Source organism: Roseiterribacter gracilis (genome assembly GCA_018332375.1).
Taxonomy (GTDB): domain Bacteria; phylum Pseudomonadota; class Alphaproteobacteria; order BOG-932; family Roseiterribacteraceae; genus Roseiterribacter; species Roseiterribacter gracilis.
On the sequence record BOPV01000001.1, the window covers coordinates 969,899 to 986,731 of the forward strand.

A 16,833-nucleotide genomic window follows, 5' to 3' on the forward strand; every position below is an offset into this window, starting at 1 on the left:
ATGGAGCGGCGGTTCAATCACACCGAGAAATATTTCGCGTTCGGGTGATGCACGACCAGTGCGCTAGTCGACTGTTCCGGATGGATCTGGAACTCGTCCGACAGTTCGACGCCGATCCGTTCGGCGCCGAGCAGCTTGAAGATCGGTGCCTGATCTTCGAGGCGCGGGCATGCCGGATAGCCGAACGAATAGCGGCCGCCGTGATAGCCCTGCGCCAACATCTTCTCGATCTCGGGCGCGTCTTCGGCGGCAAAGCCGAGATCGTCGCGAATACGCTTGTGCACGTACTCGGCCATCGCCTCGGCCATCTCAACGCCCAACCCGTGCAGATAGAGATAGTCCTGGTAGCGGTTGCCTTCGAACAGCTCGCGCGCACGGTCGCTGACCAGCGGCCCCATCGTCACGATCTGGAAGCTGACGACGTCGCGCTGGCCGCTATCCACGTCCTGGAAGAAGTCCGCAATACATTCGCCGTCCGTCTTGGGCTGGCGCGGCAAGGTAAAGCGCGTCAGTTCGGTTTCGCCGTCTTCTGCGAACACGATCAGATCGTTGCCCTCGCCCGCCGCCTTCCAATAACCGTACAGGCCTTGCGGCTGCAGAATGTGTTCCTGCTCGGCGCTGTCGAGCACGCGACGGAACACCGGACGCAGCTCTTTGCGCGCCCAGTCGAGGAAATCGTCGAGCGAGCGCCCCTGCTTGCGAAAGCCCCACTGAAACTGAAACAGCGAGCGTTCGTTGATGTACGGCACCAGCGCACGCGGCTTGGCTTCCATCAAACGCGGCCCCCAGAAAGGCGGCGTCGGCACCGGCACGTCTTTGGTCAAACGGATGCGGCGCGCCCGCGCCTGTTCCTTGTCGACCGGCACCAGTGCCTTTTCATCGGCCTGGCCCAAGCGACGCTTGTTCTGCGACGGCTTGCCCGCACGCTTGGCCTGGGTTGCGGCGAGGAAATCGTCGAACGACTTCTCGCGCACCTTGTCCATCAAGGTCAGCCCGTCGAACGCGTCGCGCGCATAAGCGACGCGGCCGCCGTCATAAGCGCGCACACAATCTTCTTCGACGTAGTTGCGCGTCAACGCAGCGCCGCCGAGCAAGACCGGGATCTTCAATTCCCGCCGCGTCATCTCTTCGAGATTCTCGCGCATCACCACGGTCGATTTGACCAGCAGGCCGGACAGGCCGATCGCATCGGCGTTCTCACGCACCGCCGCTTCGAGAATATTCTCGATCGGCTGTTTGATGCCGAGATTGACGACGCGGTAGCCGTTGTTGGTGAGAATGATATCGACGAGATTCTTGCCGATGTCGTGCACGTCGCCTTTGACCGTCGCCAGCACGATCGTGCCTTTGGTCTGGCCCTCGACGCGCTCCATCAGCGGCTCGAGATAGGCGACCGCGGCTTTCATCGTCTCGGCCGACTGCAACACAAACGGCAACTGCATCTTGCCGGCGCCAAACAGCTCACCGACGATTTTCATGCCGTCGAGCAGGAAGCGGTTGATGATGTCGAGCGGCGCATAGGTCTTGAGCGCATCGGCAAGCTCGTCGTCGAGCCCCTTGCGATCGCCGTCGACGATACGCTGGGTCAGACGTTCTTCGACCGTCTCGGCACGTTTCTTTGCCACCGTGTCGGCGGCTTTGCGGCCGGCGAAGATCTCGAGCAGCTTTTGTAGCGGGTCATAGCCTTCGCGGCGGCGGTCGAAGATCAGGTCTTCGGCGACCTGCACTTCTTCGGGTGCGATCTTGGCCAGTGGCATGATCTTGGACACGTGCACGATGGCGCCGGTCATGCCGGCTTTCACCGCATGATCGAGAAACACCGAATTCAGCACGTGGCGCGCAGCTGGGTTGAGGCCGAACGAAATGTTCGACAGGCCCAGCATGATCTGCACGTCGGGGAATTCGTTGCGGATCGCCGCAATCCCTTCCAGCGTCCATTGCCCCAGCTTGCGATCGTCTTCATTGCCGGTCGCGATGGTGAAGGTCAGCGGATCGATCATCAGATCCGACTGTTTCAGCCCATGCGATTCCGCGTACTGAATCAGACGCCGCGCGATGCGCAGCTTGTCCTCAGCCGTCTTGGCCATACCGACTTCGTCGATCGTCAGCGCGATCACCGCAGCGCCGAACTTCTTGGCCAGCAACAGGCGCTCATGCGCGTGATGCTCGCCATCCTCGAAATTGATCGAGTTGATGATCGGCTTGCCGCCATAGAGTTTCAGCGCCGCTTCGATCACCGGCGTTTCGGTCGAGTCGATCACCAGTGGCGAATCCACCGACGCGGTCAGCCGCGTGATGACTTCGCTCATCTCGTACAGCTCGTCGCGACCGACGAAGGCAGTGCAGACGTCGAGCGCGTTTGAACCTTCGGCCACCTGCTCGCGGCCCATCTCGACGCAGCCGTCCCAGTCATGGGCCTCTTGCAATTGGCGCCAGCGTTTCGACCCGTTGGCGTTGCAACGCTCGCCGATCGAGAACAGCGAATTCTCCTGGCGCAGATCGACCCGGTTGTAGAGCGACGCGACGCCCGGAATCCAAACCGACTTGCGCTGCACCGGCGCCGGCCGAAGCTTGTTGCCGGCCAGCTTGCGCAGCATCTGGTCGAGCGCCTCGATGTGCGGAATGTCGGTGCCGCAGCAACCACCGACCAGGTTCAACCCGTCTTCGAGAATGAACCGTTCCAACCAGCGCGCCAGCTCGCTCGGCGACAGCGGGTAATGCGTCTTGCCGTCGACCAGCTCGGGCAGGCCCGCATTCGGCATCACCGACAGAAAGCCGGTCCAGTTTTCGGACAGCCACTTCACATGCGGCGCCATTTCCTGCGGGCCGGTGGCGCAGTTCATGCCGATCAGCGGCACGTCGAGCGCTTCGATCACCGTCGCAGCGGCGGAGATTTCGGGACCGACCAGCATCGTGCCGGTGGTCTCCACCGTGACCTGCACGAAGATCGGCGTGTCGGTCTTTGCCGCGGCACGCGCGATCTTGGCCGCGTTGACCGCTGCTTTGATCTGCAGCGTGTCCTGCGTGGTTTCGATCAGGATGCAATCGGCGCCGCCGGCGATCAGGCCGCTCGCCTGTTCGGTCAATGCCGCTTCGAGCGGATCGTATTTGATATGGCCTAGCGACGGCAGCTTGGTGCCCGGTCCGATCGACCCGATCACATAGCGTTCGCGCCCGTCGCTGAATTCGCCGATCACTTCGCGCGCCAGCTCGACCGCGCGCTTGTTGATCTCGAACGCCTTGTCCGACAGGCCCTCAAACTCGCCCAATGTGATCGACGAAGCGCCGAACGTGTTGGTTTCGACGCAATCGGCGCCGGCCTGGAAATAGCCGCGGTGAATTTCGCGCACGATGTCGGGGCGCGACAGAACCAGCACGTCGGTGCAGTTCTCCTGTCCCCAGTAATCGCGCTCTACGTCCAGATCCATCTGCTGCACGCGCGCACCGGTGCCGCCGTCGCACAGCAGAACGCGTTCAGCCAACGCGTCGAGAATTCGAGCCATGTCAGTCGTCTCTTTTTCTTGAATTAGGCTGCAGCGGCGCCCATCGCGCGCACGCCCAGCATGTGACAGATACCGACAGTCAGCTCGCTGCGGTTCAACGTGTAGAAATGCAACTGGTCGACGCCTTCATCGATCAGCTTGTTGCAGGTGTCGACGGCAACCGTGCCGGCCACGATCTGGCGCGTCACCGGATCTTCGTCGAGACCGTCGAACTGGTGGCGAAACCAGGTCGGGATCGACGCATTGCACGACCCCGCAAACTCAACCGCCTTGGCGAAATTGGTCACCGGCAGAATGCCCGGCACCAACGGCACGCGAATGCCCGCCGCAACCGCACGGTCGCGAAAGCGCAGGAACGCCTCGGGATCAAAGAAGAACTGCGTGATCGCGCGGCTGGCGCCGGCGTCGATCTTGCGCTTCAAGTGATCGAGATCGCTCTGCGCGTCGGTGCTTTGCGGATGGCATTCAGGATAGGCCGCGACAGAAATCTCGAACGGCGCCACGCGCCGCAACCCTTCGACCAGATCGGCCGCATAGGCATAACCGCCCGGCGTCGGCGTGTAGGTGCCGCCGAGCCCGCCCGGCGGATCACCGCGCAGCGCAACGATGTGGCGAATGCCCGCTTCCCAATAAGCGCGCGCGATCGTGTCGATCTCTTCGCGCGTCGCATCCACGCAGGTCAAATGCGCCGCCGCGGGAATCGAGGTTTCCTTCTGGATGCGCTCGACGATCGAATGGGTGCGTTCGCGCGTCGTGCCGCCCGCACCGTAGGTCACCGACACGAAACGCGGGCGCAGCGGCGCCAGGCGCTTGATCGTTTCCCACAATTGCGCTTCCGCTTTTTCCGTCTTGGGCGGAAAGAACTCAAAGCTGACGGAAGGTGCACGGCGATGGACGGGCAACATCATCCCTAGGGTTCCCTTCCCTACTAATGACCGACGCGCAATTCGCGCGCGTCATCGGAAAAATTCAGTTCGGCACGCCGGTCGGCACGCAAGACGGTGACGGTCAATTCGCCGCCTGCGAGCGTTGCGGGCGGCAACGGATGCAAGCCAGCATCGCGACACCAGCGCGCCAGCGACGCAGGTTCGAATCCAAGCCAGCGATGCGCGTGTTCCCGTTGCAGCACGTCGCGGTCATGCGGCGCGAAATCGATCAGCAGCAACGTGCCGCCCGGCCGCAACACGCGCGCTGCTTCGGCAACGATTTCGGGCGGCGCCTCGGCGTAATGCAGCGCCATGTGACAGACGATCAAATCGAACGACGCGTCGTCGAACGGCAGGCGCGCCATGTCGGCCTGGCGCACGACGCAATGGCGCAACCCCGCCTCGTCGAGACGCGCGCGCGCAATCGCCAGCATTTCGCGCGAACGATCGACGCCGGTCGCCTGTTCGGCGCGCGGTGCCAATAGCTGCAACATACGGCCGGTGCCGGTGCCGAGATCGAGCAGATCGTGCACCTTGCGTTGCGGCACAAGTTTCAGCAGCGCCTGTTCGACTTCGGCTTCGTCGACATGCAGCGAACGAATCCCGTCCCAGCTTGCAGCGACGTCCCGGAAATAGGTCTCGGCGCGATCCGAGCGCGTCCGGCGCAACTCGTCGAGCCGATTGCCGTCGGCGATCAGCACCGGATCGTCGGACGGCAGTGCTTCGATCAATTGGCGCGCGATCGGCGCGCCGGGGCCGCGCTGAGCCAGCCGCCAATAGGCAAAGGCGCCCTCCTGCAGCCGGTCGAGCAGGCCCGCATCGGCGAGCAGCTTCAAATGGCGGGACAGGCGCGGCTGGCTCTGCCCCAGGAGTTTTACAAGTTCGGTGACGGTGAGATCGGCCCGGGCGCACAGCGCCAACAACCGCAGCCGCGTGGGCTCGGCCGCAGCCTTGAGGGCGCTGAGCAGCTCATCCATACGGACATAAAGATGGGTTTATGTCCCTGCGTCAAGGACGGATTCATTGAGCTTGGGGCGCCTCAGTCGGGCTCGATCCGCCGATCGCCCAGCGCGGCCAGCCGGTTGGGCAGCTCGGCCCGGATCGACTTGCGCACGGGCTTTTTGAGCTTCTCCCAGCCCTTCTTCTCGGTCTTGGTCTGGCCGCAGCCGCGACACCAGCCGGTGGCGTCGTCGAATTTGCAGATGTCGATGCAGTTCTTTTTCACGCACAGCAGATGGGGCGGTGCTTGCCGCCGACGCTGCGTCGCCTCAGCGCGCTCGCGTCAGTTCTGCTAACAGCTGCGCCGACGCTTCTTCGACCCGGCCGAACGCAGCCAGGCCCAGCGCAAGCTCGCCCGCTTCGAAGGCACGTGCGGCTTCGACACCGTGCGCGTGAACGCGACGATGCGCAGCGTCGAGCTGCGCGAAGTTGGCGACGTTTGCAGCAGCGCCATAGAGAAACCGGCCAAAGCGCGACGCACGCGGATCGGCAAGCTCGTCTTCGCGCAGACGCGCGCGACCCGTCGCCATGTCGGCCAGGCGCTTCTTCCAGATCACATGATCGGCGCGCGCCAATTTCAGGTCGCGTCCTGGAATCGCCAGCTTGGCGAGGTTGCCAAGCGCACGGCTGGCATGGCCCTGCACGTGATCGGTCGCGTCGGCAAGACGTTCGGCCTGCCCCAGAATTTCACCCGCGGCATGTTGGATCGCGTCGGCGCTGCTGCACACGTTGCCCGCGGCAACCGTCTGCGCCGATAGCGCGTCGCGCATTTCGCCGACGCGCGTTGCAATCCCCGCCGACCGATCGGCAGACTCGTCGACCTGCGCACGCAACGCTTCGATCTTGCCGCGACCGCGATCGACCGCCTGCACACCGGCCTGCATCGTCATCGCAATCTGGTCGATTTCACGCTGCACGGTGCCGACAACCTGATCGATCGCAGCCGCTGCTTCTGCGGTCTGTTGCGACAGGCTGCGGACTTCGACCGCAACCACGCCGAAGCCGCGTCCAACATCGCCGCCCGCGCGGGCCGCTTCGATTGCGGCGTTCAGCGCCAGCATCTTGGTCTGCGACGCGATCGTCGTGATCGAATTCAGCGCACTGCGGATTTCGTCGGATCGTGCCGCAAGCCGCACCGCAAGCGCCGCCGCATCAGTGACGCCACGTTCGACCGTGTCCATCGTCACCATCGTGTCGCCGACCGCAGCCGCACTGTCGCGCGCGATGCTGCGCAGCCGCTCGGCTGCATCCAGCGTATCGGCGCTGGCTGCGCGCACCTGTTCCAGCCCCGCAAGCCCGTCGGTCGCCGCCTGGGTCACCGATGCGGCGCCACCCTGCCCGCGCTGCGCTGCGCCGATCAGGCGCGCGGTGGCGATGGCGTTTTCCGCGGTCTGGATGGAAATCTCGACCATGCGATCGAGCCGCCCGCCATCCTGCTCGGCAAGATGCGCAGCAAGCTCGGCCAGCGCATGTTCGACCGGGTCGGTGCCGGCTGGCGCGCTTGTGTCGTACGTGCCCTCGCGCAACGCTGCGATGCGCGCCAACAGACGCGCATCACGGCCGGTATCGGCCTGCGGCAGTGGGACTTCGGGGATTTCGGCTCGCTGTCGAACGAATCGTTGCATGCTCACCATCGCGCTCGCCGCAGTCATGCCTCGCGACGTGACGCTACGTCCAGCACAAGCAGTCTTTGTTGAAACTGTCCGCCGTGAAGAGAGTATGAACGCACCACCGACCATCCGCGCTGTCCCGTCGAACAAATGGGACGAGCTGCTGCCGTACATGGAACGGCTGTTGCGCAGCTCGGGCACCGGTGGCACGCCGCATTTCAGCGCCAGCCGCGATCGCGACGTCTACGACAAGGCGTTCAACGATCGATTGCGCACGCAGCTCGCGCTGCCGCTCGAACGTCGCGGCTGGATCCGGCTATGGGTCGCGACCGATGGGAACGAGGTACTGGGTCACGTCGATCTGCGCGCGAGCGATCGTCTCGCCGACGCGCATCGCGTGTTGCTGGGTCTCGGCATCGACAAAAAACATCGCGGCCGCGGCCTGGGCAAACTCCTCACCCAGTACGCAATCGATTGGGCACGCGAGAACAACTTCGCTTGGGTCGATCTCGCCGTGTTCACGCAGAACACGGTCGCGGTCGAGCTCTACAAGAAGCTCGGCTTCGTACAGACCGGATTCTATGTCGATCGCTTCCGCTTTGAAGGAACGTCGATCGACGAATTCACCATGTCGCTGGATCTACGCCAGACGCCGTAAGCGCTGCTATCGGTCTGCGACAGTATTGCGTCGGCATTCTTCCTTTGCCGACGCGCAAATCCATGCATGCTCGGCAGCAAATGCACGGCGTTGCGAAACCGCACACGCCGCCTCATAAAAAACTGCTCGCCGCGAAGAGAATGATGGACACGCACGTTGCGCCGACGATTTCGCCGGTCCCGCCGGATAAGCTGGATGAACTCCTGCCGCATATGGAAAAGCTGCTGCGCAGCTCGGGACGTCGCGGCGCACCGCACTTCACCAATAGCCGCGACCGTGACGTCTACGACGTTGCGTACAATGACCGGCTACGGGCGCAGCTTGCGCTGCCGTTGGAAAAGCGCGGCTGGGTTCGCATCTGGGTCGCAACCGATGGCGACGAGGTGTTGGGGCATGTCGATCTGCGGGCCAGCGAAAGCCTTGCCGACGCGCATCGCGTCTTGCTTGGCATCGGCATTGCCGAAGGGCATCGCGGTCGCGGCCTCGGCCGGTTGCTGACCGAGTTCGCGATCGATTGGGCCCGCGCGCAGGGCTATGTCTGGATGGACCTGAACGTCTTCACCCAGAACACCGCTGCGGTCGCGCTCTACAGAAAACTCGGCTTCGTGCAGATCGGGCTGTACGTCGATCGATTCCGCTTTGACGGGGAACCGATCGACGAGTTCAGCATGGCTCTTGATCTACGATCCTAGAGGAACTTGGCGCCGATATCGGTCGAGGATTCCTTGCCGATCTTGCTGCGATGTTCGGTAAGGAAAGCTTCGGTCTTGTCGCGGCCGAGCTTGCGCAGCCAGCTCAACCATTCCCAATCGGCGTTGAGCTTGGACGACACCGAATAGCCCGACATTTCTTCTTCCGCGTCGACCGTATGGACGTGGATTTTTTTCAGCTTGCCGCCGTCGTCGAAGCCGCGATCGATGATCGAGCTGACGAAATGAATGGCGCGCATCTCGCGCATCAGGCTCGAATTCCAGCTCAGCGTATTGACGCGATCGGCGATCGCGGTGGCGCTGGTCGGCAGTTCTTTGATGTGGATCGGATTGATCTGCACGATCAACACGTCCTGCACGTCGGTGTGATAGATCAGCGGGAAGATCGGCGGGTTGCCCATGTAACCGCCGTCCCAATAATGTTCGCCGTCGACTTCGACAGCCTGGAACATGAACGGCAAGCAAGCCGACGCCATCACCGCTTCGGCCGAAATGTCGTGCGCGTCGAACACTTTCAAGCGGCCGGTCATGACGTTGGTGGCGCAGATGAACAGCGGCACTTTGCTGCCGCCGCTACGCATTCTGGCGAAGTCGACGACTTGGTTCAGCGTGTCTTTGAGCGGGTTCGCGCCGGTCGGGTTCAATTGGTACGGCGACATCACGCGCGACACCGCGTCGAACATCTGAAAGATCGGCGAGTAGTCCATGTTGCCGCGACTGACCATCTTGTCGAGCATGGTCGGCTGCAACGGACCCTGCTTCGCCGCGTCGGAAATCGCACGCCAGAACCGTTCGAGCAGCATGCGCGCTTCGAGACGCCCGCCAATCGTCAACCCGTAGGCCGTCACGGCGGCGTTCATCGCGCCGGCGCTGGTGCCGCACAAGCCGGCGATTTCGATTCCGTCATCTTCCAGCAGGCGATCGAGAACACCCCAGGTGAACGCGCCGTGGGCGCCGCCACCTTGCAAAGCGAGATTGATCCGTAGCGGGTTGCTCACGTGCTTGCTCCTATTTCTCGGTCAAGGTCCAGACGCCGGTCCAATTGTCCGGCGGCTCTTGTCGTAATTGCTCGACGCGCGCGGCGAAGATCGCGGACGTCGGATCTTCGGTGGCGAGTGCGGTGAAAACGGCGTGTGCCTCGTCCCACTGCGCAGCTCGATACAGTTCGAGCCCCTCGACAAAGCGCTCGCGGCGCGCCAGTCGCTCGGGCGGCGTGTTGCCGACCGGGCCAAGCAATTCGTAGACGCGTTGCGGTTCGCTTTTTCCGACCGGCAGAAAACGATCGACTTCGCGCAGCTCGATCCGCCCCTGCACCGCCATCGCCGTCGCTTCGTTCACCAGCAGCTCGGTGCCGTAGAATTTGTTGGCGCCTTCGAGCCGCGAGGCGAGATTCACCGTGTCGCCCATCACGGTGTAGTTCTTGGTGAGGTCCGATCCGATATTGCCGACCACCGCCTCGCCAGTCGCGATGCCGATCCGCACCGCAATCGTCGGCAGATAGCGCTTCACGCCCAGCAGGTCGGGAAGCTCGGCGCGCAACGTGTCGAGTTCGCGCTGCATGTCCAACGCAGCCAGGCAGGCCTGGATCGCCTGATTGGCGGGATCGCAGAAGGGAGGCCCCCAATAGGCGACAATCGCATCGCCGATATATTTGTCGATTACGCCCTGATGTTCGCGCACCGGCGCCGACAGCAAGGTCAGGTAGCGGTTGACGATCGTCACCAGCGCCTGCGCCGTCGTGGTTTCGCTGATGCTGGTGAAACCCTGCATGTCCGCGAACAGCACCGTCATCAACCGGCGCTCGCCGGCTGCTGACAACAACTCGGGCCGGTCGACCAGCCCTTCGACGATGCGCGGATCGAGATATTTGCCGAAGGTGCTGCGGATCCGTTCTTTGGCGCGCAGCTCGTCGACCATCTTGTTGAAAGCGTCGCCGAGTTGCCCGATCTCGTCGCGCGACGTGACCGCAATGACCGTATCCAGTTCGCCGCGCTGGATCGCGGCTGCGCCTGCAACCAGACGCCGGATCGGCCGCACCACGCCCATCGTCACCGCCGCGGCAACGGTCAGGCCCAGCGCGGCTGCAACCAGCAACATCAACAGGCTGGTTTGCAGCGTCTGGTGTTGATAGGCGCGCGTGCCGTTGAGCGCGTGGGCTGAGATGTCTTGCATCTGGTCGCGATATTGCTGCAGCCGGGTGGTCAGCAAATCGCGTTCGCGATCCAGCTCGGGCAAAATCCGATCCAACGCAGCGCGATCGTGCGCAACCGCAGCGATCATCGCAGCGTCGATCAGCCGGCGAAAATCGCTGTCGCGGCGCATCACCAGCATTTCAAGCTGCGCGTCGAGCCGCGCCAGCTTGATGTTGTCGTCGAAGTCGAGCGGATCGGCGATCTGGTCGTTGATGTGTTTGCGCGCCTGCTGCAACGCCGCCGTCGTCGCAGCGTCGGCCGCTTCCATCTTCTTTTTGGCGTCGGCAAGTTCGTTGACCTGCGCGTCGTCGTTCAGCCCTTCCATCAAGACGCGGCGCAGCCACAGCGCGCGTTCGAGCGACGAAGCGCTGGCGCGCGCCAGCTGATCGGCAGCCGGATCGTAATTTTCGGCGACGGTACGAAGCTGCGCATCGACCGTACGGGTCATACGTGCAGTCAGAAGCGCAACGATCGACATCAGCAGCAAAAGGCCGACGGCGATCGCGAAAATCTTCACGCTGACCGTGATCCGGGCCATGTCCTACCCATCCCTGGGGCGCCGCGCGACCTGACGGGTCGCTTCTTTCGGGCGCGTGCTTGTCCTACAACGATCTACCCGACCGCTACAGCCAGGTCCACGTGCCAGCCCAACCGCTGACGTTATTCTTGATCGCGATTGCATTGGCGGCGCTGGCCGCCGTCATCGCGCTGCGCCGCCATCCAAGCTGGGGTTTGCTGCTGAAACTGATTGCCGGCGGCGCCTTGGCGGGCTGCATGGTGATCGAAGGCAGCACGCCAACCCATCCCGGCAGCTCGACTGTATCGATGGCAGCGGCCGTGCTGTGGTGGGTTGTCTTGGCCTGGTTCTTGGCCGGGCTGGCGCGCTGGCTCGCCTGGCGTGGCACCGATGCGGTCCATCAGGTCCGCGCGCGCAAGCTGGTGGTCGAGCTCGTCGCCGCCGCCGCGTGGGGCGTGGCGCTGGTCGCGGTGGCGGGTCTGCTGTTCGATCAACCCGTCACCGGCATGATCGCAACCTCGGGCATCGTCGCGATCGTGATGGGCCTGGCGTTGCAGAACACGCTCGCCGATTTGTTTGCGGGCGTTGCGCTGAACGTCGAACGTCCCTTCCGCGCCGGTGACTGGATCACGTTCGACGGCACCGAAGGTCTGGTCGTCGAGACCAACTGGCGCGCCACGCATATTCGCAACCGGCTGGGCGATCTGGTGATCGTTCCCAACGGCAGCATCGCAAAAGCGCGTATCGTCAATCATGCGCTGCCGGCACGGCTGAGCGTGCTGGTGGTCAAAGTCGGCTTGCCCTATGAGATCAAACCCGACGACGGGATTGCGGTGCTGCGCGAAGCAGCGGTAGCGACGCCACGCACAACGCCGACGCCGGCACCCGTGATTCTGATCGACAAGCTCGACGATTCAGCGGTGCTGTACGCGGTCTGCGTCTTTATCGAGGATTTCGCCATCCTGCCGGCGGTCCGCAGCGACTTGCTGGCCAATATTCTGACCCACACGGCCGCGCGCGGCATCGCGCTTGCGACACCGCGCCAGGAAATCGTGCTGCGCCCGGATCTGGCGCCCGCCGCGAACTAGTCGACCATCTTCCACGAGCCGTCGGGCTCGCGGCACGACGTGCCGGTGACGATCTGGCGTTCGCCGTGAATGAAGGCGGTGCTCTGCACTTCGCGGCAAGCACGGCCGCTGCTGGGATCGTGGTACGCGGCCGAACGCTGTTCGGCGACACGCTGCTGGCGTCGCGCCGCGGCGGCACGTTGTTCGGCGCAGTCTTCGGCGTCGAGACGCTGGCCGACCTGGTTGCCCAGCACACCGCCACCGACCACGCCCGCAATCGTCATCGCGGTCTTGCCCGAGCCACCGCCGAACTGGCTCCCCAACAGGCCGCCGCCGGCGGCACCTGCCAGCGTGCCGATCGCGGTCTTGTTTCCACCACATTGCGCGTGCGCAAGCGTTGGCACGGCGACAACGGCGAAAGCAGCAAGGATCAGGGCGCGCATCGGGATGCTCCACGGCAAGAGTTCACTGCAGAACAACAGCGAAGTGCCGGGCTACGTTCCCTATTTAGCGGCTCAATTGCTTCATCGCGGCCTCGAGGCCCGACAATGTCAGCGGATACATTCGGTCTTCTTGGCGGTCTTCGAGGATCTGGCGCAGCATGCGGGTCGACGGCGTGTGATCCCAATATTGGCGCGGCGTCGGGTTGAGCCACGCTGCCTTGGGCCATTGCGCCAGCAAGCGGCGCATCCAGACTTCGCCGCTTTCGTCGTTCCAATGTTCGACCGAACCGCCCGGCTGCACGATCTCATATGGGCTCATCGCCGCGTCGCCGACAAACACCAGCCGATAGTCGGGCCCGTATGTGTGCAGCACTTCGGCGGTCGAGATCGGCGCATCCCAACGGCGCGCATTCTCCTTCCACACGCGCTCGTAGACGCAATTGTGGAAGTAATACCATTCAAGATGTTTGAACTCGGTCTTGGCGGCGCTGAACAGTTCGGCGCAGATGCGCACGTGGTCGTCCATCGATCCGCCGACATCGAGGAACAGCAGCACTTTGACCGCATTGTGCCGCTCGCGTTCGAGCTGCAGATCGAGCCAGCCCGCATTGTCGGCGGTCGCACGCACCGTGCCCGGCAGGTCGAGAATTTCGGCCGCGCCATGCCGCGCGAATTTGCGCAGGCGACGCAGCGCGATCTTGATGTTGCGCGTGCCAAGATCGACGTCGCCATCGAGATCGCGGAAGTCGCGCTTGTCCCAGACTTTCACGGCGCGGCGATGGCGGCTTTCGTGCTGGCCGATGCGCACGCCTTCGGGATTGTAGCCGTAGGCGCCGAACGGCGACGTGCCGGCCGTGCCAATCCATTTCGATCCGCCTTGATGGCGGCCTTGCTGTTCTTCGAGACGCTGTTTCAGCGTCTCCATCAACTTGTCCCAACCGCCCAGCGCCTCGATCTGCGCCTTTTCTTCGTCGGTTAGAATCTTCTCGGCCAGCTTGCGCAGCCATTCGTCGGGAATGTTGGCCTCGATCGCGTCGGCGCCAGCACCTTCTTCGCGCTCGAGCCCTTTGAAGACTTCGCCGAAGACGCGGTCGAACCGGTCGAGATGGCGTTCGTCCTTCACCAGAATGGCGCGCGCCACATAGTAGAAATGCTCGATGTCGTGTTCGGGCACGTCGCGCTGCATTGCTTCGAGCAGCGTCAGATATTCCTTCAAACTCACCGGCACCGCGGCCTGGCGCAGCGCGAAGAAGAAACTCGGAAACATCAGCGTGCTTTCGACAACCGATATGCCGCGACCATGGTTTCGATCGCCTGCTCCAGTCGAAAGAACGGTTTGAAGCCGGTTGCGTTCGCAAAGCCGCGCGGATCGATCTCGAGATCTTCGATCAGCGCCGCCGGCGCCAGGCGACGCACGAATTCGGGCGCGCGCAGCAACCGCGCCGGCCGGCCGAGCGAGCTGCGCAGCCGTTCCAGCAACCACGCCGTCGACACCGGCGGCTCGTCGGCCAGCAGATAGGTGCCGGTAACGCCGGTCTCCAGCGACAGGCGGATCGCGTCGGTCAGGTTGCTCAGCGCCAGCATCGAACGGCGGTTTTCGATTTCGCCGAACGGCAACGGAAACGGCGTGTCGGCCAGCCGCAACAGCGAGCGCAAATTCGCCTTGGCACCGGGCCCAACGATCAAAGGCGGACGCAACAGCAGCAACTGCAACGGCAAGTCGCGCAGCATGCGTTCGGTGTTGAGTTTGGTGCGGCCATAGGTGCTGGTCGGCATCGGCACGTCGCGCTCGGACAGCGGATGCACCGACCGCTCGGTCACGGCCTTGATCGAGCTCAAATAGATGAAACGCGACACGCGCGCTTCGAGCGCCTGCTCGGCAAGCCGGCGCGTACCATCGACATTGATACGCCGGATCTCGCCTTCGCCGATGCGCGAGTCATGGGCACGGTTGGCGAGATGCACCACCGCATCGACGCCCTGCAGGTAGGGTCGCCAATCGGTCGCGGCGCCGATATCGCCAAGCTCTGCGCGCGATGGCGTCACCAGCTCGTGATCGTGCAGCGCCGGCACCAGCGCACGGCCGACGAAGCCCGTTGCACCGGTGACCAGCACTTTCATCGCGTCGCCATCCAGGCCAGCAACGCCACGGCAAGCACCGACGCAACAACCAACGCCGGGATCGGCATCGCGACCGCCCAGGCGCCGCACAGACCCAGCGCCGTCTGCACCGCGATTGCGGCGCCGGCGACGCGCGCGTGGCTCAAGCCCGCTTGCGTGGCGCGCTGATAGAGATGTTCGCGATGCGCATGCCACGGCGTGGCGCCGCGCGCCGCGCGTTTGAGCAAGGTCAAGGTCGCGTCCCAGCCGAGATAGAACAGGAACAGCAAACTCGCGATGCGATAGCCGTGCCCGGCCAGGGTCAGCAGCAACCAGCCGAGCAGGAATCCCATCGGCACGCTGCCCACGTCACCAAGGAAGAGTTTCGCCGGCCGCCAATTCCACAAGGTGAAACCCAACGCGGCACCGCCGAGCAATGCTGCTTCGAGCGCGCGCGTCGGTTCGTCAATCTGCAGCAGCGCCAACGCCAAGGTCGCGCCCAGCACCGCAACCGATCCGCCGATCAGCCCGTCGATCCCGTCCATGAAGTTGGTCAGGTTGATCAACCACAACCAGCCAAGCGCGGTGATGGCACGGTCGAGCCACAGCGGCAGCGCCGGAAACAGACGGCTCGCATCGGGCGCAACCAGAAACGCCAAGGTCACCGCTACGATCTGCGCGCCGAAGCGAATGCCGGCGCCGACATCGCCGCGATCGTCGCGCCACGACACCAGCGCCAGGCCGAACGCGCCCAGCAGTACCGGCCAGCTCATCGGCTCCAACCACAACCAGACCGGCAAGGTGACCGCCAAGATCGCCCAGCCGCCGCCGCGCGGCGTCGGCACCGCATGACTCGACCGCTCGTTCGGCGTGTCCAACACTTGATGCGCGCGCAGCCAACGCAGGACGACATAGGTCATCGACGTCGAAGCAAGCGCCGCCGCGATATAGAGAAGGACCGGATCCATCACACGCTGGCCAGCAACTCGCGGTAGACCGCGACGGTCGCACGACCAACCGCGTCGGCGGCAAGATCGCTTTCGACCAACGCGCGGCTGGCCGCGCCATAGCGTTCGCGCAGCGCGGAATCGTCGAGCAGCGGCATCAATGCATTCGCCAGTGCGTCGGCATCGTCGACCGGCACCAGCGTGCCGTTGACGCCATTGCGCACGATTTCGCGACAGCCGGGTACGTCGGTCGCAACCAACGGCCGCGCGCAGGCGGCAGCTTCGAGCAGCGACATCGGTATCCCCTCGCCGCCACGCGACGGCAGCACACCGATCGCCGCGCGCTGCCACAAGGACCGAACGTCGTCGAGTTTTCCCAACAGCTCGACGCCGGGCACGTCGCGCCAATGCGCGAGATCTTGTTGCGTGAAGGAGGCAGCGTTCTCACCGTCCGGCGCGCCCGCGATCAGCAGACGCGAAGCGTAACCGCGCGCGCGCAGGATCTTTTGGGCCGCGACCGCGACGTCGATTCCTTTGATGCGCAACAGGCGCGACGCCAACCCGATGACCTGCCCGTCGACCGGCACTGGCAGGCTGTCATACGCCGTCAGATCGACGCCCGAGCCGCGAATGACGCGCACCCGCGACGGATCGACCAGCTTACGCGACGTCAACAAGGCCGCGTCGTCGGGATTTTCGACCAAGGTCAAGGTACCAGGCCGGTCGATCAATGTTTTGAGCGCGGAACCAATGGCAACACGCAGCATGCGATTGCGCATGCCGCTGCCGGCAAAAATTAGCCCCAAGCCGGTAAAGGCATTGACCACGCGTCGTACCTTGGCGATGCGCGCAGCCAGACTGCCGAACAAGATCGATTTCTGCGACACGTGATGCACGAGATCGGGCGACAGCGCGCGATAAAGATTGGCGATCTCGGCCACCGCCGCACCGGCACCGACCGGATCAATGCTGCCGCGCGACCAGGACAGCGCGTGCAAAGTAAATCCCTCACCTGCAATCCGGTCGCGATGTTGATCGACACGGGTCGCGACATGCACGTCAAAGCCCGCATCGCGTGCCGCGCGCGCCTGCGGCAGACGATGGGCCCAGAAATACCAATCCTCGGTGACGAGGAAGACGATGCGCGGCCGTGTCACCGGG

At 63.9% G+C, this 16,833-nt stretch carries 15 protein-coding genes; 3 read left to right on the forward strand and 12 right to left on the reverse strand.

The features are described from left to right. Positions 1-17: 17 nt before the first annotated feature. The 5 genes from metH to TMPK1_RS04860 all read right to left on the reverse strand — a co-directional run bounded on the left by metH (position 18) and on the right by TMPK1_RS04860 (position 7,053). A complete protein-coding gene (gene metH, locus TMPK1_RS04840) occupies positions 18-3,503 on the reverse strand; it encodes a methionine synthase (protein WP_420241769.1) in 3,486 nt (1,161 codons plus the stop codon). Between the two features lie 23 nt (positions 3,504-3,526). Then, complete coding sequence (gene metF, locus TMPK1_RS04845) at positions 3,527-4,411, reverse strand: methylenetetrahydrofolate reductase (RefSeq protein ID WP_420241770.1); 885 nt, start codon at positions 4,409-4,411, stop codon at positions 3,527-3,529. 20 nt (positions 4,412-4,431) lie between these two features. Beyond that, complete coding sequence (locus TMPK1_RS04850; RefSeq protein ID WP_420241771.1) at positions 4,432-5,406, reverse strand: ArsR/SmtB family transcription factor; 975 nt, start codon at positions 5,404-5,406, stop codon at positions 4,432-4,434. A gap of 62 nt (positions 5,407-5,468) precedes the next feature. After that, entirely contained in the window at positions 5,469-5,654 is a 186-nt protein-coding gene (locus TMPK1_RS04855) for a DUF1289 domain-containing protein (RefSeq protein ID WP_420241772.1), read from the reverse strand. 43 nt (positions 5,655-5,697) lie between these two features. Then, on the reverse strand, positions 5,698-7,053 hold the full coding sequence (locus TMPK1_RS04860; protein WP_420241774.1) for a methyl-accepting chemotaxis protein: 1,356 nt from the start codon (positions 7,051-7,053) through the stop codon (positions 5,698-5,700). A gap of 94 nt (positions 7,054-7,147) precedes the next feature. On the opposite strand from TMPK1_RS04860, the gene TMPK1_RS04865 reads away from it, so the two are divergent. Together TMPK1_RS04865 and TMPK1_RS04870 are read left to right on the forward strand one after the other, a co-directional pair. Then, positions 7,148-7,696 (forward strand): GNAT family N-acetyltransferase, encoded by a 549-nt coding sequence (locus TMPK1_RS04865; protein WP_420241775.1) that lies wholly within the window; start codon positions 7,148-7,150, stop codon positions 7,694-7,696. Between the two features lie 143 nt (positions 7,697-7,839). Continuing rightward, positions 7,840-8,388, forward strand: coding sequence for a GNAT family N-acetyltransferase (locus tag TMPK1_RS04870; protein ID WP_420241776.1), 549 nt, complete (start codon positions 7,840-7,842; stop codon positions 8,386-8,388). Here TMPK1_RS04870 and TMPK1_RS04875 read toward each other — a convergent pair. Beyond that, positions 8,385-9,404, reverse strand: coding sequence for a patatin-like phospholipase family protein (locus TMPK1_RS04875; protein WP_420241777.1), 1,020 nt, complete (start codon positions 9,402-9,404; stop codon positions 8,385-8,387). The genes TMPK1_RS04870 and TMPK1_RS04875 overlap by 4 nt on opposite strands. 10 nt (positions 9,405-9,414) lie before the next feature. Beyond that, entirely contained in the window at positions 9,415-11,136 is a 1,722-nt protein-coding gene (locus TMPK1_RS04880) for an adenylate/guanylate cyclase domain-containing protein (RefSeq protein ID WP_420241778.1), read from the reverse strand. A gap of 59 nt (positions 11,137-11,195) precedes the next feature. Here TMPK1_RS04880 and TMPK1_RS04885 point away from each other — a divergent pair, with 59 nt between their 5' ends. Then, positions 11,196-12,203 (forward strand): mechanosensitive ion channel family protein, encoded by a 1,008-nt coding sequence (locus TMPK1_RS04885; RefSeq protein WP_420241779.1) that lies wholly within the window; start codon positions 11,196-11,198, stop codon positions 12,201-12,203. On the opposite strand, the gene TMPK1_RS04890 is transcribed toward TMPK1_RS04885, so the two are convergent. The 5 genes from TMPK1_RS04890 to TMPK1_RS04910 form a co-directional block, all read right to left on the reverse strand. After that, a complete protein-coding gene (locus tag TMPK1_RS04890; protein ID WP_420241780.1) occupies positions 12,200-12,625 on the reverse strand; it encodes an RT0821/Lpp0805 family surface protein in 426 nt (141 codons plus the stop codon). The two genes, TMPK1_RS04885 and TMPK1_RS04890, sit on opposite strands and share 4 nt — an antisense overlap. A 64-nt stretch (positions 12,626-12,689) precedes the next feature. Next, entirely contained in the window at positions 12,690-13,892 is a 1,203-nt protein-coding gene (locus TMPK1_RS04895; RefSeq protein ID WP_420241781.1) for a vWA domain-containing protein, read from the reverse strand. Then, positions 13,892-14,746, reverse strand: a complete 855-nt coding sequence (locus TMPK1_RS04900; protein ID WP_420241782.1) for an NAD-dependent epimerase/dehydratase family protein — start codon at positions 14,744-14,746, stop codon at positions 13,892-13,894. The genes TMPK1_RS04895 and TMPK1_RS04900 overlap by 1 nt, the downstream gene beginning before the upstream one ends. Then, the gene (locus TMPK1_RS04905) at positions 14,743-15,693 is read right to left on the reverse strand and encodes an MraY family glycosyltransferase (protein WP_420241783.1); all 951 of its coding nucleotides are present in this window, start codon (positions 15,691-15,693) and stop codon (positions 14,743-14,745) included. Before TMPK1_RS04905 ends, TMPK1_RS04900 begins: the two co-directional genes overlap by 4 nt. Then, a complete protein-coding gene (locus TMPK1_RS04910) occupies positions 15,693-16,829 on the reverse strand; it encodes a glycosyltransferase family 4 protein (RefSeq protein WP_420241784.1) in 1,137 nt (378 codons plus the stop codon). The genes TMPK1_RS04905 and TMPK1_RS04910 overlap by 1 nt, the downstream gene beginning before the upstream one ends. Between the last annotated feature and the right edge of the window lie 4 nt (positions 16,830-16,833).